Annotated in this window: 16 protein-coding genes; 9 read left to right on the top strand and 7 right to left on the bottom strand. The window is 58.7% G+C overall.

The window, feature by feature from the left end; genetic code table 11:
* The first annotated feature begins 317 nt into the window (after positions 1 to 317).
* A complete protein-coding gene (gene glnK, locus B2589_RS13270; RefSeq protein WP_011784068.1) occupies positions 318 to 656 on the top strand; it encodes a P-II family nitrogen regulator in 339 nt (112 codons plus the stop codon).
* 73 nt (positions 657 to 729) lie between these two features.
* Positions 730 to 2001, top strand: a complete 1272-nt coding sequence (locus B2589_RS13265) for an ammonium transporter (protein ID WP_286816910.1) — start codon at positions 730 to 732, stop codon at positions 1999 to 2001.
* Between the two features lie 72 nt (positions 2002 to 2073).
* On the opposite strand, the gene B2589_RS13260 is transcribed toward B2589_RS13265, so the two are convergent.
* Together B2589_RS13260 and speE are read right to left on the bottom strand one after the other, a co-directional pair.
* Positions 2074 to 2268: a DUF6316 family protein gene (locus B2589_RS13260; RefSeq protein ID WP_199456831.1), complete on the bottom strand. Its 195-nt coding sequence runs from the start codon at positions 2266 to 2268 to the stop codon at positions 2074 to 2076.
* A 92-nt stretch (positions 2269 to 2360) separates the two neighbouring features.
* Positions 2361 to 3242, bottom strand: coding sequence for a polyamine aminopropyltransferase (speE, locus tag B2589_RS13255; RefSeq protein WP_199456832.1), 882 nt, complete (start codon positions 3240 to 3242; stop codon positions 2361 to 2363).
* Between the two features lie 139 nt (positions 3243 to 3381).
* Between speE and speA the strand changes: the two genes are divergently transcribed.
* The 3 genes from speA (at position 3382) to B2589_RS13240 (ending at position 6666) form a co-directional block, all read left to right on the top strand.
* Positions 3382 to 5292 (top strand): biosynthetic arginine decarboxylase, encoded by a 1911-nt coding sequence (gene speA / locus B2589_RS13250; RefSeq protein ID WP_286816909.1) that lies wholly within the window; start codon positions 3382 to 3384, stop codon positions 5290 to 5292.
* 136 nt (positions 5293 to 5428) lie between these two features.
* A complete protein-coding gene (locus tag B2589_RS13245) occupies positions 5429 to 6031 on the top strand; it encodes a sigma-70 family RNA polymerase sigma factor (RefSeq protein ID WP_058339936.1) in 603 nt (200 codons plus the stop codon).
* Entirely contained in the window at positions 6028 to 6666 is a 639-nt protein-coding gene (locus B2589_RS13240; RefSeq protein WP_286816908.1) for a ChrR family anti-sigma-E factor, read from the top strand. The genes B2589_RS13245 and B2589_RS13240 overlap by 4 nt, the downstream gene beginning before the upstream one ends.
* Before the next feature lie 43 nt (positions 6667 to 6709).
* Here the strand turns inward: B2589_RS13240 and B2589_RS13235 are convergent, their stop codons facing one another.
* Positions 6710 to 7447 (bottom strand): SDR family oxidoreductase, encoded by a 738-nt coding sequence (locus B2589_RS13235; protein ID WP_286816907.1) that lies wholly within the window; start codon positions 7445 to 7447, stop codon positions 6710 to 6712.
* A 210-nt stretch (positions 7448 to 7657) separates the two neighbouring features.
* On the opposite strand from B2589_RS13235, the gene B2589_RS13230 reads away from it, so the two are divergent.
* The gene (locus B2589_RS13230; RefSeq protein ID WP_286816906.1) at positions 7658 to 9433 is read left to right on the top strand and encodes an acyl-CoA dehydrogenase C-terminal domain-containing protein; all 1776 of its coding nucleotides are present in this window, start codon (positions 7658 to 7660) and stop codon (positions 9431 to 9433) included.
* Positions 9434 to 9632: 199 nt separating this feature from the next.
* On the opposite strand, the gene B2589_RS13225 is transcribed toward B2589_RS13230, so the two are convergent.
* Positions 9633 to 10790: a helix-turn-helix transcriptional regulator gene (locus B2589_RS13225; RefSeq protein WP_286816905.1), complete on the bottom strand. Its 1158-nt coding sequence runs from the start codon at positions 10788 to 10790 to the stop codon at positions 9633 to 9635.
* Positions 10791 to 11022: 232 nt separating this feature from the next.
* Between B2589_RS13225 and B2589_RS13220 the strand changes: the two genes are divergently transcribed.
* The 3 genes from B2589_RS13220 to B2589_RS13210 all read left to right on the top strand — a co-directional run bounded on the left by B2589_RS13220 (position 11023) and on the right by B2589_RS13210 (position 15856).
* Positions 11023 to 13014: a hypothetical protein gene (locus tag B2589_RS13220; RefSeq protein ID WP_286816904.1), complete on the top strand. Its 1992-nt coding sequence runs from the start codon at positions 11023 to 11025 to the stop codon at positions 13012 to 13014.
* A gap of 148 nt (positions 13015 to 13162) precedes the next feature.
* Positions 13163 to 13969: a tRNA cyclic N6-threonylcarbamoyladenosine(37) synthase TcdA gene (gene tcdA, locus B2589_RS13215; RefSeq protein ID WP_286816903.1), complete on the top strand. Its 807-nt coding sequence runs from the start codon at positions 13163 to 13165 to the stop codon at positions 13967 to 13969.
* Positions 13970 to 13990: 21 nt separating this feature from the next.
* Entirely contained in the window at positions 13991 to 15856 is a 1866-nt protein-coding gene (locus B2589_RS13210; protein ID WP_286816902.1) for a cation:proton antiporter, read from the top strand.
* Positions 15857 to 15883: 27 nt separating this feature from the next.
* Here B2589_RS13210 and B2589_RS13205 read toward each other — a convergent pair whose 3' ends face one another.
* The 3 genes from B2589_RS13205 to B2589_RS13195 all read right to left on the bottom strand — a co-directional run bounded on the left by B2589_RS13205 (position 15884) and on the right by B2589_RS13195 (position 18574).
* Positions 15884 to 16864: an NADP-dependent oxidoreductase gene (locus tag B2589_RS13205; protein WP_286816901.1), complete on the bottom strand. Its 981-nt coding sequence runs from the start codon at positions 16862 to 16864 to the stop codon at positions 15884 to 15886.
* Between the two features lie 85 nt (positions 16865 to 16949).
* Positions 16950 to 17420, bottom strand: coding sequence for an acyl-CoA thioesterase (locus tag B2589_RS13200; protein ID WP_199456878.1), 471 nt, complete (start codon positions 17418 to 17420; stop codon positions 16950 to 16952).
* 68 nt (positions 17421 to 17488) lie between these two features.
* On the bottom strand, positions 17489 to 18574 hold the full coding sequence (locus tag B2589_RS13195; RefSeq protein WP_286816934.1) for an SMP-30/gluconolactonase/LRE family protein: 1086 nt from the start codon (positions 18572 to 18574) through the stop codon (positions 17489 to 17491).
* Between the last annotated feature and the right edge of the window lie 65 nt (positions 18575 to 18639).

Genomic DNA, 18639 nt, shown 5'->3' with positions numbered 1-18639 from the left:
GATTGCCGGCCAATTCAGACTATTGGCCATGGCAGTAACCGGGTTTGCGGGAGTGTATCACACCGCCGGCCCTGCCATACTGTACCCGGTCGGCATTATAATGGCCGCCGGATGGCCACCGGGCCTGCGCATTTTTGGACCGCAGCCCCGCAGCACGCACCACAACGGTGCAGGCGCTTGCGCCATTCTGGAACCAGGTATTTTTAACTTACTGATAATAAATACCTTTTTTGCGTTGGCACACCCGATGCTATAGACCTCGTACGCAATCCGCACAATTGATGTGCGAGGTGGCAGCATTTACCAAGGAGAAAGCAATGAAACTTGTGACAGCGATCATCAAGCCTTTCAAGTTGGATGATGTCCGTGAGGCACTATCCGAGATTGGCGTTCAAGGCGTAACCGTTACTGAAGTTAAAGGCTTCGGACGGCAGAAAGGCCACACCGAACTCTATCGTGGCGCGGAATATGTAGTGGATTTCCTGCCCAAGGTGAAGGTTGAAATCGCCATCGGCGACAACCTGCTGGACCAGGTTATCGAAGCCATCACCAAGGCTGCCAATACCGGCAAGATCGGCGACGGCAAGATCTTCGTGACCGAACTGGAACAGGCGATCCGTATCCGGACCGGCGAAACCGGCGAAGAAGCGGTGTAAACCCGGCCTGATCCCCGAATCAGCCAACGCAAAAAACCTATAAACCTGAAGAGCCTTGTGCGGAGGGCTTCCTATGGAAACCAATCTCTTTCACCTGCAGTACGCTATAGATACCTTCTATTTTGTCATGTGCGGCGCATTAGTTATGTGGATGGCGGCTGGCTTTGCCATGCTCGAATCCGGCCTGGTGCGTGCCAAGAACACAACCGAAATCCTGACCAAGAACGTGGCCCTGTTTGCCATTGCCTGCACCATGTACATGGTATGCGGATACGCCATCATGTATGGCGGCAACGTGTTCCTCACCGGCATTGCCGATGTGGATGTAGACGGCGTTCTGGGTGACTTCGCTACCCGTGAAGACGGCTTTACCGGCGGCTCTATCTACTCCGGTGCAGCAGACTTCTTCTTCCAGGTGGTGTTTGTGGCCACCGCCATGTCCATCGTCTCCGGTGCGGTTGCCGAGCGCATGAAGCTCTGGGCCTTCCTGATCTTCGCGGTGGTCATGACCGGTGTAATCTACCCGCTTGAGGGTGCATGGACCTGGGGTGGTAAAGACGTGTTCGGCCTGTACAACCTCGGCGACCTGGGCTTCAGCGACTTCGCCGGCTCCGGCATCGTACACATGGCTGGTGCTGCAGCTGCCCTGGCCGGTGTTCTCCTGCTGGGTGCCCGTAAAGGCAAGTACGGCCCCAACGGCGAAATCCGCGCCTTCCCGGGTGCCAACATGCCGCTGGCTGCCCTGGGTACCTTCATCCTGTGGCTGGGCTGGTTCGGCTTCAACGGTGGCTCGGTGCTGAAACTGGGCGATATCGCCAGCGCCAACTCCGTCGCCATGGTGTTCCTGAACACTAATGCTGCCGCCGCCGGTGGTGCCATTGCGGCCCTGCTGACAGCCCGCCTGATGTTCGGCAAGGCTGACCTGACCATGCTGCTGAACGGCGCCATCGCGGGCCTGGTGGTGATCACTGCCGAGCCGTCCACTCCCAGCGCACTGACCTCCACTATCTGGGGCGCACTGGGCGGTATCCTGGTGGTGCTGAGTATCGTGACCCTGGACAAGCTGCGCATCGACGACCCGGTCGGCGCCATCTCTGCCCACGGTGTGTGCGGTCTGCTCGGCCTGCTGCTGGTACCGGTGACCAACGGCGACGTAACCTTCAGCGGCCAGCTGATCGGCGCCCTGACCATCTTTGTCTGGGTATTCGTAGCCAGCCTGGTTGTCTGGGGCATCCTGAAGGCGGTCATGGGCATCCGGGTAACCGAGGAAGAAGAGTACGAAGGGGTAGACCTCGCAGAATGTGGCATGGAAGCCTATCCGGAGTTTGTCAGCGGCAAGCAGTAATCCCGCTGCAAACCCAAACACAAGAGGGGCGCCGGTTGGCGCCCCTCTTGTTTTACTGGATGATTGACGGAACTAACCCACTCCCCGAAACAGGGCATCTTCGGCATGGCGAAGATACAGCAGCAATTCCATTTCCGCTTCGCGGACATCGTCGAAAGGCCCTTCTACCGTGCCTTCACGGGTCTGGAAATACCATTGCCCGTTAACCAACGAAAACCGCTCGCTCCGGAACCAGTGACGTTCCTGTTCACCGCTACGGACATCCATAACAACTCCTTCTGACTGCTAAACGGAAGACTGGCCATTAGATGACCATTGCAACCAGTTTAGACCAGCTTCGGAGCCTGTCCAATTTTTAATCAACCCTCTTCCGGGTGCACCTCGTCTTCTAGGGCATCCACCATAAACTGCGGCATGGCCAGGGCACCGTGGTGAATACCAGCGTTGTAGTAACGGGTTACGAACGGGCGGTTGTTGGCGTCTTCCTCGCGGAAATACTTCAGCGGGTTATCCTTGCTGCCCATGGTGCAGCTCCACCAGCCGGTGGGATAAACCGGCTGCGGGAACGGAAGGGTCTGCACGTGGCCGAAGCCGGCCTTGCGCATATCGGTGTGGATATCCTTGATGATGCTGTCGGTATGCAACAGCGGCGACTCACTTTGCTGAACGATGATGCCGCCTTCCCGGAGGGCGGCCATGGCATCGCGATAGAAATCCAGGGCAAACAGGCCTTCGGCCGGGCCGACCGGGTCGGTACTGTCGATAATCAACACATCGATGCTGTTGGGCTCGATGTCCCGCATCCACTGGATACCGTCGCCAAAGAAGAAATTGGCGCGAGGGTCGCCATTGGCCTCACACAGCTCCGGGAAGTATTTTTCCGACATGCGGGTTACCCGCTCGTCGATTTCCACCTGCCAGGCTTCTTCCACACCCGGGTGCTTGAGCACTTCTTTCAGGGTGCCGCAGTCGCCACCGCCCACAATCACCACTTTTTTCGGGTCTTTGTGAGTGAACAGGGCCGGATGGGTCATCATTTCGTGGTACAGAAAGTTGTCCCGGGTGGTGAGCATCACGCAGCCGTCGAGCACCATCAGGTTGCCGAAGGTTTCGGTTTCGTAGATTTCCAGCTTCTGGAACGGGGTCTGTTCCTCGTGAAGCTTGCCTTTAACCTGCAGGGAAAAGGCGGTGCCCTGGTCCTGGAATACCTCGGTAAACCAGCCTTCGTTCAATGCTGTCATGTCTGTCTCCCACTGTGTGCCACTGCATTGCGCCCGGGCATCTGAAAAGAGGCGTATTGTAGGGGCAGCGGTCAGCTCCTACAATGCAGCCTGACGCCGCTTTGCCGGCCACCCCGGGTTTCCTGACAGGATAGCAACAATGGCTGAAACCACCGCATCGCCGGCCCACAAGGTTTACAACATCGCCCACTGGAGCGACGGCTATATCTCCGTCAATCCGCAAGGCCAGGTGGAAATCCGGCCAGACCGCGGCCGGAGCGAGGCCAGCATTAACCTGCCAGACCTCACCGCCTCGCTGGCCGATGCCGGCATTGCCCTGCCGGTGCTGATCCGCTTTACCGATATCCTGCACGACCGGGTCAACAAACTGTGCGGCGCCTTCAACAAGGTAACCGAAGAACACGGTTATCAGGGCCGTTACACCGCGGTGTATCCCATCAAGGTGAACCAGCAACGCCGGGTGGTGGAAGAACTGCTGGCGGCCGAACCGGCCGCCTCGGCCAACCAGGTGGGGCTGGAAGCCGGCAGCAAGCCGGAGCTGATGGCAGTGCTGGCGTTATCGCGCCAGAGTGGTTCGGTGATTATCTGCAACGGCTACAAAGACCGGGAATACATCCGCCTGGCGCTGATCGGCCAGAAGCTGGGGCACCGGGTATTCATTGTGGTGGAGAAGCAGTCCGAACTGCCGTTGATCCTGGACGAAGCAAAAAAACTCGATGTGGCCCCGCTGATTGGTGTGCGGGCCCGGCTGGCGACTATTGGCAAAGGTAACTGGCAGAACACCGGCGGCGAAAAATCCAAGTTTGGCCTGTCCGCCAGCCAGGTGCTGGATGTAGTCCACACCCTGAAACAGGCCGGCGCCCTGGACACCCTGCAGCTGCTGCACTTCCACCTGGGTTCCCAGATTGCCAACATCCGCGACATCCAGACCGGCCTGAAGGAATGCGCCCGGTTTTACCGTGAATTGCGCCACCTGGGCGCGCCCATCGGCACCGTGGATATCGGCGGCGGCCTGGGGGTGGACTACGAAGGCACCCGTTCCCGCAGCAGCTGCTCCATGAACTACACCGTGTTCGAATACGCCTACAACGTGGTGCACGTGCTGCAGGCAGAATGCGACCGCCAGGGATTGCCGCATCCGGACCTGATCAGCGAGTCCGGCCGGGCCCTGACCGCCCACCATTCGGTGCTGGTGACCAACGTGATCGACCGGGAAGAACCGGACCACCGTGAACCCGCTGCACCCGCCGAGGAAGCACCGGCGCCCCTGCAGGATCTGTGGCGGGACCTGGAAAGCCTTAACGACGACGATTCCCCGCGCTCCCTGGCCGAGATCTACCACGACGTGTTACACGCCATGACCGACGTGCACGCCCAGTTCGCCCATGGCCTGTTGTCACTGCAGGAACGGGCCCAGGCAGAAACCCTGTACACCAGTTGCTGCCGCCTGCTGCGCGGCCAGCTGGACAGTGCCAACCGTGCGCACCGGGAAATCATCGACGAACTGAACGAAAAACTGGCCGAGAAGCTGTTCGTAAACTTCTCCCTGTTCCAGTCCCTGCCAGACGTGTGGGGCATCGACCAGATCTTCCCGGTGATGCCGATCAACGGCCTGAACCGCCCCCTGAACCGGCGGGCCGTTATCCAGGACATCACCTGCGATTCCGATGGCCGGATCGACCAGTACGTGGATGGACAGGGCATCGAAACCACCCTGCCCCTGCCGGAACATGATCCGGATGAGCCGCTGCTGATGGGCTTTTTCATGACCGGCGCCTACCAGGAAATTCTGGGCGACATGCACAACCTGTTCGGCGACACCCATTCGGTGGATGTTCGGCTGGACGAACAAGGGAACTACCGGATCGGCAAACCCATCACCGGCGATACCGTTGCCAAGGTGCTGCGCTATGTGAACTTCGAGCCGGACACACTGTTGCAGGCCTACCGGGAAAAATTCCGGGCCAGCACTCTCGAACCCGGCCTTCAGCAACAGTTGCTGGATGAGCTGACCGCAGGTCTGGAAGGTTACACCTACCTGGAAGAATAACTTTCAGCATTAATTTCGCCCGGAGCAATCCGAACCTTTCGGGCTGGCGTAAAAACACTCACTGACAACACTGTGGTGAGTGCATAGAATGATTAGATTAGCCAGCTCAAATCATGCGACCGTCAAGGAGCGTCCGGTGACGACACTGGATAAGCAACCCGCCAAAGGCGAGGGCCGCAGCAAGGACCCGTGGGGAGCCCTGCTGGAAAAAGTCGGCAAGAGCCAGGATCGGGCCGCGTATCACGCCCTGTTCGAGCACTTTGCACCACAGATCAAGTACTACGCCATCTCCAACGGCCTGGCCAGCCACGCCGAGGAGCTGGTTCAGGAAGTCTTTATTTCGATCTGGCGCCGCTCGTGCCTGTACGACTGGAAGAAGGCAGCCGCGTCTACCTGGATTTTCACCATCGCCCGTAACCAGCGCATCGACATGCTGCGCAAAATGCAGCGGACCAGCGCCGAAATGGCCGTGGAAACCGAAGATTTGTGGCAGATTCCCGGCGAAAACGAAGATGAACCGGTAACCTCCCTTCACCGTCTGATGTCTGAGCGGCGCATTCGCGAATCCCTCAGCCAGTTACCGGAAGAGCAAATTACCGTGATTGCCAAGGTATACATGGAGCACAAATCGCACCAGATGGTGGCAGACGAGCTCGATATCCCGCTGGGTACCGTCAAAAGCCGGGTACGCCTGGCATTGAACAAGCTTAAAGTGATTTTGCAGGACCAGAACGTATGACACGGCACCACCCCGACAGCCTGAGCCTGATGGAGTACAGTGCGGGCAACCTCACGGAGCCCTATGCCCTGTGCATCCGTTTGCACCTGGACCAGTGTGCTCACTGCAGAAGCCGGGTAGACACCCTGAACAGCCTGGGCGCCGTGATGATGGCCGAACAGCCCAAAGTCAGTGTGTCTGATACCAGTTTCGAGCAGCTGATGTCCCGTATCGACAGCGCGCCGGAGCCGGTTTCCCCAATCGCAGAAGCGCCGCGCATGAGCCCGCTGCAGAAGCTGCTGGGCGACGACATCAACGACCTGCCCTGGAAACGTCAGCTGGGTGATGTCAGCGTGCTGGACATCACCGAGAAGTTCCCTGGCCAGGGCGAACGTGTGGTGCTGCAAAAACTGGTAGCAGGTGGCAAGGCTCCGGCCCACACCCACCGCGGCACTGAAACCACCATCGTGCTGCAGGGTGCTTTCTCGGACCAGAAAGGCGTGTTCAATCAGTGGGACTTCGTCGTGCTGAACGAGGAAGACGAACACAAACCGGTAGCCGTTGGCTGCGAAGACTGCATTACCCTGTCGGTTCTGAGCGCACCGCTGAAGCTTACCGGCACCTTTACCCGCCTTCTGAACCCGTTTATTCGATGACCTTTACCGCCGCAGCCCGTCTGCGGCGGCTTTTTCCCCGCTTTTACCAAGGCAAGTCGCTGCCATCCCAGCTGATAAAGCGGCCGTTATCATGCTCCTGCAAGGCTTCAATAACCCGGTACAGATTGTCTGCCGTGCCCTCAGGCTCGTGCACCGCCAGGCTCGCCAGAGACTGGCTGAACGGCTCACTCAGCCCCGACCGGGTGGTTCCCGGATGCAGCGCCACGCAGGCTACAGGCCGATAACGCCGGGGCAGCTCCACCGACAGGTTTTTCACCAGCATATTCAGCGCCGCTTTCGAGCAGCGGTAGCCATACCAGCCACCCAGGTGATTATCGCTGATGGAACCCACCTTGGCTGAAATGGCAGCAACACGGGTTAGCTGCGGCCCCCGGAACCAGGGCGACAACGCCTGCACCAGAAGCCCGAATCCGACACAGTTCACCTGGAAGGCCCTGGCCAGATTATCCGCCGTCAGGTCCTCAAGGCGCTTCTCCGGAAACATGCGGTCGTCGTGCAGCAACCCGGCGGCGTAGACCAGCCGGTGAATGCCTCCGGAATCCGCCAGCGTTTGTGCCAGTTCATCATCCACCTCCAGCGGCACTGCAGACTCCGCGTCCCAGGGCCGCAGCTGCAGTCCTGGCGGCTTCCCCATCGCTTCCGTTGCCTTGTCCGGATTCCGGCACAGACCGATCACCGGTTGCTCCGGAAACTCATCCAGATACTTCAAGGCCAGTGCCTGGCCAATCGCGCCCGATATACCGGCAATGATGGTTGCCATTCCACTCTCCCCAGTTGTGATCAGAATTGTGATGACGGTTGTGATCAATCCGATTCATTCCAACCATACGAAAAAACCATCCAATCGGGCTCGCCTGCAGCAAACCAAAACATTCAAACAGCCGTATGAATGATCACATCGACTTTGTACCCCCCGTGCAAGGCGAATACCGGTAGCCCCGAGCTACCCACCGATAACAGGAGAGAGTCCATGCAATATCAGGCACCTGCCAATGATCTTCGCTTTTTGCTGTTTGATGTCCTTGGTGCAGACAAGCTGCACGAACTGGAAAAACACGCCGATGCCACGCCCGACCTGATCTCGGCCGTGATCGACGAAGCCGGCAAACTGGCCGCGGAAGTGATCCAGCCCACCAACCAGGTTGGCGATCGCCAGGGCTGCAGCTACGACCCGGAGACCAAGCTGGTCAAAACCCCGGATGGCTTCAAGGCCGCTTACGACAAATTCGTGGAAGGTGGCTGGACCGCACTGGACGCACCCATCGAGTTCGGTGGCCAGGGTCTGCCCCACACCCTGAAGTTTGTGGTGGATGAAATGGTGTGCTCCACCAACCTGTCGCTGGGTATGTATCCGGGCCTGACCCACGGTGCCATCAGCGCCCTTTACGCCCATGGCTCCGACGAGCTGAAGCAGACCTACCTGGAAAAACTGATCTCCGGTGAGTGGACCGGCACCATGTGCCTGACCGAGCCCCAGTGTGGCACCGATCTGGGCCTGATCCGCACCAGGGCAACCCCGAACGACGACGGCAGCTACGCCATCGAGGGCACCAAGATCTGGATTACCGGCGGCGAACACGACCTGGTCGACAACATTGTGCACCTGGTACTGGCCAAGCTGCCGGGCGCACCGGATACCACCAAGGGCATTTCCCTGTTTGTGGTGCCCAAGTTCCTGCCGGATTCCGGCGAGCGCAACCCGGCCTTCTGTGGCGGCCTTGAGCACAAGATGGGCATCAAGGGTTCCGCCACCTGTGTAATGAACTTTGAAGGCGCCAAGGGCTGGCTGGTGGGCGAGCCCAACAAGGGCATGAGCGCCATGTTCACCATGATGAATGAGGCCCGCCTGATGGTAGGCATGCAGGGGCTGGGGCTGGCTGAAATGGCCTACCAGGAAAGCCTGGCCTTCGCCAAAGAGCGCCTGCAAAGCCGCTCCCTGAGTGGCCCGAAGAACCCCGACGGCCCGGCAGACCCGATCATCGTACATCCGGATGTACGCCGCATGCTGATGCGCCAGAAGGTACTGAACGAAGGCATGCGTGCGCTGGCCCTGTTTACCGGCCACCAGTTGGACCTGTCAGTGGCGCACCCGGACGAACACGTGCGGGAAAACGCCGACGACCTGGTGCAGTTGCTGACACCGGTGGTCAAAGCCTTCCTGACCGACGAAGGCTATAACAACGCCAACTGGGGCCAGCAGGTGCTGGGCGGCTCCGGCTTTACCCAGGACTGGCCGTTGGAACAACTGGTGCGTGATGGCCGTATCGCCCGCATCTACGAAGGCACCAACGGCATCCAGGCCATGGACCTGGTAGGCCGCAAGCTGGCCCTGAAAGGTGGCCAGCTGGTACGCGCCCTGTTTGCCGAGCTGACCGGCTACCTGAAGGACAACCCGGAAGCACCCTACCGGGAAGAATTGAAAGGCGCCATCAAGGGCCTGGAACAAGCCACCCTGTGGCTGGCCCAGAACGCTCCGAAAGACCCGGAGCAGGCCGGTGCTGCCGCGGCTCCGTACCTGCGGTTGATGGCCCTGACCGTGATCGGATACCTGTGGTCGCGGATGGCGGGCGTTGCCGGCCAGCAACTCGAAGCCGGCGAAGGCAACAAGCCATTATTGGAAAGCAAGCAGGCCTCGGCCCGCTTCTACTTCGAAAAGCTGATGCCGGAAACCGACTGGCTGCTGAAAGACATCCAGAGCGGAAAGGACAGCCTGATGTCGCTTTCCGATGAGCACTGGGTGGCCTGAGCGGCCACAAATGCCGGCCAGACCAAAAATCTGGCCGGAAATGACCGGTAAATGTCCATTCATGACCTTTATCAAGACATGTTTCCGGTCAATAATGAATGCGTTGATTAGTGTCTCTGAACTAGTCCAACCCGCCTCCTTGTGAGGTTGGCACCTTCTTGAAGCCGCGCTTTGCGCGGCTTTTTTTGTGGACAGATAATCAAACAGAGGTGCAGGCCCGGGACAACAGTGACACCAACTCGCCCTGACGACGGGTGCCGGTTTTACGGAATATATTGTTTAGGTGATACTTCACGGTTTCCCGTGACCGCCCCGAGGTTTGCGCAATATCCGACAAGCTCTGGCCACCAACCAGCTCAGCCGCAACCACCGCTTCCGCATCCGTCAGATCGAACAGACTCTTCAGCAGGTCGTCGCTGATTTCGTTGCTCCAGCTCCAATCGTGCAATGTAACGAGCGCCCCCTGCGCCAGGCTCCCTGCCTCAGCCGTTCCCTGCAGCGGAGTCACCACCAGCGTGATGCGCTGCTGTCCGTGTTCAAGGCTGAAAACCTGGTCCTCAAGCTCCCGCCTGGCAATTGACGCTTCAACAGCAGCCGATAAGAGGACGGCAAACTGCCGCGCACTCTCGTTTCCATGGGCCACCAGCATGCCATCACTGTTTACCCTTAAACCGGCGTTGCGTTTCAGGATGTCATCCGCTTTGCCATTCCTGAAGGCCACCCGGAAGGATGCATCACAAACGATGATGCCTCGATTGACACGCTCGAGTACCAACCGCTCAACCGCCGGACCACACCGCCGCTGCATCAGCCGGGTATACAGGCCCACAGCTCGATGCAGGTGGGGTAAGAATCCATCAAAGACCTTGAGTTCTTCATAACTGAATTCAGGTTGATCAGGAGAACGCTGCATTCCGAAAAAGTTGAGGTAATGCCCGTCCATATAGGCAATCGCTCCGGCAGCTTCACAAGCCCCGTAGCTTTCCAGCCACTCTCCTGCCCGGGTATCGCGCCGCAAGCGCTTAACATCCGGGCCAAGATCGAGGTTACTGGCGACAAACCTGCAGTTACCTTCGCGGTTGACCGATATCGCTTTTTCAACCAGTACGTCCCGGTGGGAAACATGTTCGGAATAGAAACGCAGAGCCTCTTCGGGAATATTCACGGTCCAGGCACCGAGAAGAGAATTTGCCGCAGTGTTATAAATTGCAAACGATGCACTGTGGCCGTTAAACACCTGGATAAACCGCTTCAGAAACGGAAAGAAACCCTGTTCCGAGGTGACCGAATCGTAGATCAGGCCAATCAGCTCATGGAAGTCATGTTTAAAAAAGCCTTCCCGGTCGGAGCAATGCACAGCAGTCCACTCTTGTATCGATGTTTCCTACACAATTTAGTGTAGGTTTCAAAGATATTCCAACTGCTCATAGTTACACATTTCATACAAATCGCCGGCCCGCACTCCCCAAACGGGTGGGGCGCCCCTCAATTTCCCTTGCTATATCTCAAGAACCCTTCCTCAGGGAGCCTTCGGGCAGAGCCTGGTTCACAGGGCGAACCAGGGTACTTTGTTGAATCAAGGAGTTGTTATGAACGGTTATAAAAAACTGGCATTGGCCGCAGCAGTCTCATCGGTTGTTGGTATTGCGGGATGTGGAGGAAGTAGCGGTGGAGGGAGTACCGGGGGCGAGACAGTATCCGGAGAAACTATTTCAGGTACCGCCACCGCTCCTGGTGAAGAAGGTACTATAGCCAGCTTTACTCAGCCGAGTATTTTTGAAGTCGCATTGAACTTTGTTGTAGCTCCTGTTGCTGCAGCCATTACCGGGCTCAACCCCGTAAAAGGTGCCACGGTAGAACTCATTCGCGTGGATGATGAGGGCAACCAAATCGGCGACGTGCTCGCTCAAACCTCCACGTCAACAACAGGAAACTACAAGCTAACACTGCCGCAAGGCGTTAACCTTGCAGGTAATCTCGTGGTTCGAATTACCGGGCAAAACAATAAGCAACTGCGCGCACAGGTTGTCGAAAAAGACGTCGATATAAACCCGGTGTCCGAGTTTGTTCTTCGCAAGTTCATCGAGACGGGTGCCGACCTAGATCAGTTGGTTGTCACCGATGTGGTCAAACTCAGTGGCAAGGTTGAAGAGTTTGATCTGACTGCCGGGGCCAATCTTGATGAAATGTTCAGCACACTGGAGAGCGAAGTCGGCGATTTCGTAGAGAGCGAGGTTGCCGTGGTAGCCGGTGGCAAGGGTGAGGCCAGCACAGTCGCTGGCGATTACCGGAGCGCCGCCTTCGCACTTGAACTCCACGACGCTGAAAATCACAGTTCGGGCACCTATGCCCACAGTTTGTGGGCATCCAGTTTTCAGCTGGCAGACGGTGGCGAAAACGTCGTCAACGTCACCCTGGTCGATGAAGATGATCTCTACGGAAGCCGGGGAGGCCCATCCTTGTCCAGCGCTGAATGGCTCAACCATGAGTCCGAATTCGAAGAGGTTAATGAAACCTTCGACGGCATTCTGACCCAATCGGGCATCCTCGCTATCCAGGGCGAGTTCGAAGAGGAAATCGAAGAGGAGGAAGGCTGGCGCTGGCCTGCAGTAACCTACAATCTGGTGCAGGCTGGTGAGCGAGGCCTGTTTTTTGTCCAACCCAATGAAGCCAGCGTTCGTTACGCCGTGATCGATACCAACGACGACGGCACACCCGATGCGCTAGACCCCTCCCAGAAACTGGGCGACGAGATCTCCCGGTCTTTTGAGGTCTTTGCACGGCAACCAACCAACTTTCAGAGCAGCGACCTGTCAGGCCAGTTTGGCCGGGTTTATATCGCGTCTGAAATCACGACCGGTGAGCTGATACTGAAAACCGAAGTCAACACCATCACCTTCGACGGCAATGGAAACTTCAACTACGCAGAGGTCATGGAAGGACATGGTCACCAGATCAGTCTTTCAGCAAGTGGCCCGGGCTATGTACCGATTACAGACCCAGCGGACACTGGCACCTTTGTTGTCGACAGTTCCGGTGATATCACAGAGGCCGGTGGTGAGCCTGCCGATGGTTTTATTAACGATACCGGCGACTTCATTGTCATGTCTGGCGGCGATGGCGAGCTTGGCAGTTACTCTGAGCTCGACATGACCCTGATGACCAAGCTGCCCACAGACAGTGGGCCCAGCGTGGCAGGCAAGCAATACCGGTTACAACTTATTTCGATGAAACTGGATACTCAGGAGCGTTTCCTGCTTTCCAGCAGCAAGTTCAATACTTTCCTGACCATGGCAAGTGAAACCGAAGGCGCAATCAGCGGTGGCTTCCTGGAAGTAGAAAAGATCACCCTGGGTGGGCAGCTATCTGTTTCTACCGACATGGTGGATGGTGCAGAGGCCTCTGCCAGCATCAGTGCCAACGGTGCAACGACGATAACCGTCGGTAGCTCTGAGGGTTCAACAACCTTGGATGGGTTCTTCAATGCAGACGCCTCACTTGGCTTGTTTGCACTGCGCTGGGAACCCACCGAGGGCGATCCGGATGAACTGGGGCTCGTGATTCTGACCGAGACAAACTAAGACCTGACCCGCAACCAAGCAGCGGCAAAAAGGCGGGCTCCCATGAGCCCGCCTTTTTGTTCTGAACCCACATGGTCGTCAGGAGGCTCGCTGCGGTACAATCTGCGCCAAATTCATGTTGAACTCTTCTGCCTACCGGAAAGCCTCAATGGCATCAAACCCTGCACAGACCGACGACTACGCTTTCCGCTTCGGCGGCATAGAGCGCCTCTATGGCCGCAAGGCCCTGAACGCTTTCCGCAGTGCCCACATCGCCATTGTCGGCCTCGGCGGCGTGGGTTCCTGGGCGGCGGAATCACTGGCTCGCAGCGGTATCGGAACGATTACACTGATTGATATGGACGACATCTGTGTCTCCAACACCAACCGCCAGTTGCACGCATTGCAGGGCCAGTATGGCCGCACCAAGACCGATGCCATGGCTGAGCGGCTGCGGGCCATCAATCCCCAGGCGGATATCCGGGTGCACTTCGGGTTCCTGACCACTAAAAACGTGGCCGACCTGATTACCGAAGACATGACCGGGGTGGTGGATGCTATCGACAGCGTGAAGGCCAAGGCGGCGCTGATTGCCCACTGCCAGAGGCGCAAGATTCCGATTGTCTGTGCCGGCGGTGCCGGGGGGCAGATGGACCCGACCCAGATCCAGGTGGCGGACCTGAGCAAGACCACCCAGGATCCATTGCTGGCCAAGGTTCGTAATATGCTGCGTCGGGAATACGGCTTTTCACGAAATCCCAAGCGGCGTTTTGGCATTGAGGCCGTATACTCTCTGGAGCAGCTGACTTATCCGGCGGCCGATGGTGAAGTGTGCCTGCAGAAGCCCGCCACAGACGACCCGGTAAGGCTGGATTGTGCCTCGGGTTTTGGCGCCGCCAGCCCGGTAACCGCCAGCTTCGGATTCTTTGCCGCGTCCCGGCTGCTGAACAGAATTGCACGCAAAGCCAACCTTTAATTAACCAACCGGAACCCGCTTATGGCCATTAGTACCACCCTGATCCTCGCAGGTATCGGCCTTACCTCCCTGATTTGCCAATGGGCTGCCTGGCGGGTACGCATGCCGGCCATCCTGTTTCTGCTCGCTGGCGGCATCATCGCCGGCCCGGTGACAGGCTTTCTGCATCCGGAAGATATTTTTGGCGACATCCTGTTTCCGATGATTTCGCTGGCGGTGGCCATCATTCTGTTCGAAGGCAGCCTGACGCTCCGGTACGAGGAAATCAAAGGCCACGGCAAGATGGTGCGCAACCTGATCCCGGTCGGCACCATTGTTACCTGCATTATCGGCACCCTGGCCGCCCGCTGGATCCTGGAGGTGTCCTGGGAAGTGGCCCTGTTGTTTGGCGCCATTTCCGTGGTGACCGGGCCAACGGTGATTGCACCGCTGCTACGGGCGGTGCGGCCCACCTCCAAGCTGGCCAATATCCTGACCTGGGAAGGCATTATCATTGACCCGGTCGGCGCCCTGCTGGCGGTGCTGGTGTTCGAAGGAATTGTGTCCTGGGGCCAGGGCAATGTCTTCAGCCACTCCCTGTATATTTTCGGCAAAACCCTGCTGGTGGGTTTCCTGATCGGCGCGGCAGCCGGTTACCTGAATGGCCTGGTGCTTCGCAAGCACTGGATTCCCCAGTACCTGCACAATGCCGGCACGCTGACCTTCATGCTCGGTGTGTTTGCCATTTCCAACGAGATGGCCCATGAGTCCGGCCTGTTGACCGTGACGGTAATGGGCATCTGGATGGCCAACATGAAACAGGTGCCGATCGACAGCATCCTGGAGTTCAAGGAATCCCTCAGCGTACTGCTGATCTCGGCCCTGTTTATCATCCTTGCCGCCCGGGTAGAATTTACCGCCATTGCCGACCTGGGCTGGGGCCTGGTGGCAGTGCTGGCCTGCCTGATGCTGGTGGCCCGGCCTGCCAGTATCTTTCTGTCGGCCATCGGTACGTCCCTCACATGGCGAGACAAACTTTACCTGAGCTGGATTGCGCCCCGGGGTATCGTGGCAGCTGCTGTCTCCGCCCTGTTCGCTTTCCAGCTGGAACGGATCGGCTATGAGAGCGCCCGCGTGCTGGTGCCGTTGGTGTTCATGCTGATCATTACCACGGTGGTGATCCAGAGCCTGACGGCACGGCCGGTCGCCAAGCTGCTGGGCGTACAGGAACCACCGGCCCATGGCTTCCTGATTCTGGGTGCCAACCCGGTAGCCCGCCTGATTGCCCAGGCCCTGAAAAAACATGAAATTCCAGCCATGCTGACCGATACCAACTGGGAAAACGTGCGCCAGGCCCGCATGGAGAACCTGCCGGTGTATTTCGGCAACCCGGCTTCGGAACATGCTGCGAAACATATGGACCTGACCGGCATCGGCAACCTGCTGATCCTGTCGCCGTACAAACAGATGAACAGCCTGGCCACATATCACTTCCTGGACTGGTTCGGCGAGCACTCGGTATTCGGGTTGACGGAAGGCGACCAGGACCAGCGCGCCCGACTGCAAACCGCCGGCAAGGTGCAGCAGACCCGGGGTCTGTTTGACGGTGTGAGCTATGCCAAGCTGGCCAGTCTGGTGAGCCAGGGCTATACGGTGAAGACCACCCAGCTGAGCGAGGAGTTCAGTTACGAGCAGTTCCTGAACCAGTACCAGAACGAAGCCCTGGTGCTGTTTGTGATGGACGGGCGGGAACACATACATCCGGTGAAAGCGATGGATGACCTGGAACCGGAAGACGACTGGGTTCTGATCAGCCTGGTGCCACCACAGCCCCAGAAAGAACGGAAAGAGCGGGCATCCGATACCGACGACCAGAAAGCCACCAGCAACGGAGAGCAGCAGGCCTGACGGCCTGCTGCTCCCGGCGGGGACACATCAACGGCAGTCGAGCACCAGCTTGCCACGCACGTGGCCTGCTTCCAGCAGGTCGTGGGCGTCGCGGGCCTGCTCGAGCGGGAATACCCGGTCAACGTGCACCCGCACATCGCCGTCTTCGATCAGCTCGGCAATTTCTTCCAGGTGGAAGACATCCGGCCGGGTTTTCATGCCGTGGGCCCTCACGCCCATGGCTTCTGCGGCACTGACCACCTCATCGGCAGTCACCGTGGGAATGGTCACCAGCACACCGGATTCCGACAGGGTCTGCAATGACCGCTTGCCGGTTTCACCACCGATCAAATCCAGCACCACATCCAGCCCGTAGCACTCGTCCGCAATGTCGGTGGTGTGGTAATCAATCACTTCATGCACGCCCAGCTCGGCCAGGAAATCCCGGTTGCTGGCAGACGCCGTGGCAATCACATGGGCACCGCGCTCCAGGGCGAACTGCACGGCAAAGTGGCCAACGCCTCCAGCCCCGGCGTGGATCAGGATCTTCTGCCCGGACTCCAGCCCCGCCACTTCAAACAACGCCTGCCAGGCCGTCAGTGCCGCCAGTGGCACGCCCCCTGCGGTAACCAGGTCCAGCTCTTCCGGCACGATGGCCAGTTCGTCAGCCCGGGCCACGGCATACTGTGCATAGGCCCCGCCAGATTCGGCAAAGCCGATCATGCCCATCACCCGGTCCCCCGGAGCCAGGGTGGTCACGTCATCGGCCACGGCCACGACTTCGCCGGCGGCATCGTAGCCCGGGGTCCACGGCATGCGGCCTTCGATCTGCGTGGCGACAAAACCCAGGCCTTTGCGGGTTTTCCAGTCGATGGGGTTCAGGCCGGCGCCGTGTACTCGAATCAATACCTCGCCTTCGGCGGGCTCAGGTACCGGAGACTCCGTTACCTGCAGAACATCACTGTCACCAAACCGGTCATAAACCACGTGGCGCATCGGCACAGCGTCAGTTGCTTCAGAGGATTCCATGGGTGTCTCCAGACAACAATGAGTCAAGCGCCTGAACAGGCGCGTAGTTTCAGCTTCAGACTAGCAGAATTTCTCCCGGCGGGCTTTATAGGGGCAAACCACGACCACCCGGCACCAGGGCACCGGAGAGGATTTCGGCAAAGGCTTTCGGTGCCCGGGACGGCCGCTGGCTCTTCATATCCACGCAGGCATGGGTTGAAAGCCCCCGCAGCAGGGTTTTGCCATCGGCCACGCGAATCAGCTGGAACTGGCGGGCCGAGCGGAACCGGCCGTCCCAGTCCGTCAGCCAGGTACCCAGCACCAGCTCGTCGCCGGCATTGGCAGACAACAGGTAATCCACCTCGGTGTGGGTGATGGCCATGGCCTTGCCGGTTTCTTCGTGCAGGGCCCAGGTCATCCCCAGGCTTTCGATGTGGGCCCAGCTGACGTCTTCCATCCAGCGCACGTATACCACGTTATTGGCGTGGCCGAGGCGGTCGGTGTCTTCTTCCCGCACGGTGATGGGCAGGATGAACGGATCCGGCAGATCCCAGTTGTGTGCTTGTGACTCACTCATGGCTGTTTCGTCGCTCAAGGCTGTTTCATCGCTCAAGGCTGTTTCATCGCTCAAGGCTGCTTCATCGCTCAAGGCTGCTCCCCCAGACCGGAAATAGCCTGCAAAGGTAGCCGGCCGATGCGGTCATTGTGAAGTGAACCAAAGTATAGAAAGCCGTTGTGCGGGTTCACCGAGGTGATTTCCTGCAAATGGCTGCCGGTCGTGTCGTGCAGGCTGGTGAGCATACGGCCGCGGTCATCAAAGGCCACTACCAGGCCGTATTCCTCCGGCTCGGGCTGGAAGCCGGCAGGCAGGCGAGCAACCAGGTTCTTCATCCAGGGCCGGCGGTGCATGGCGTCCACCTGGGGGTTACGCAGGGTCGGGAAGGCAACCCAGTAACGGCCCCGTTCATCCACGGCCAGGTTGTCCGGGAAACCGGGCAGGTTGTCTGCAAACACTTCGGTACGGCCGGCTTTCGGGCCGTTGATCCAGTATTTCAGGATGCGATATTTCCAGGTTTCGTTTACCAGCAGGTAGTCACCATCCGGAGACACCGCCACGCCATTGGCAAAATACAGGTTACGCAGCAGTACTTCGGTTCTGCGGGTTTTCGGGTTGTAGCGCAGCAAGCGACCGTGGGGGCGCATTTCCAGCAGGTCCAGGATGTAATCCGGCTGGCGGAAGCGGGAGCTGGCATCGGTAAAGTAGATACGACCATCCGTGGCGACAATCACATCGTCGGTGAACCGGAACGGTGTGCCTTCCGCCTCCCGGGTGAGCACGGTAATCTCACCGTCCGGCGCTATCGACAGCAAGCCCTTCCAGGCATCCGCCACAATCAGGTTACCCTGGCGATCAAACACCATGCCCAGTGGCCGGCCTTCGGTCTGCAGCCAGGTTTCCACCCGGCCGTCGGGAAATACCCGAACGATTTTGCCGTCCTGGGTGCCGGTATAGAGCACGCCGTTAGCATCCACCGTGGTGTCTTCCGGGCCGTACACCTGGCCCCGGGCCAGCAGATCGGCCTGTCGCAGCTGGTTATTGGGCGCCAGGATTCCGGTCAGGGCCAGAGGCTCGGGCGGCTCCCAGGCCTTGCTGTCGACAGGAGATGGTGTCAGCAGAAAGCTGCCCACCAGCACAAAGAGCACCAATATTGCGGCCAGTAACCATTTCATCATGCACGCCCGATCCGTTTTATGATTTTTCGTTTGGGACCATTCACCTTAGCAGACATTCACCG

The organism is Marinobacter sp. UBA3607, assembly GCF_002375525.1.
GTDB classification, from domain to species: domain Bacteria; phylum Pseudomonadota; class Gammaproteobacteria; order Pseudomonadales; family Oleiphilaceae; genus Marinobacter; species Marinobacter vinifirmus.
This window is presented reverse-complemented; position numbering and strand designations above follow the sequence as displayed.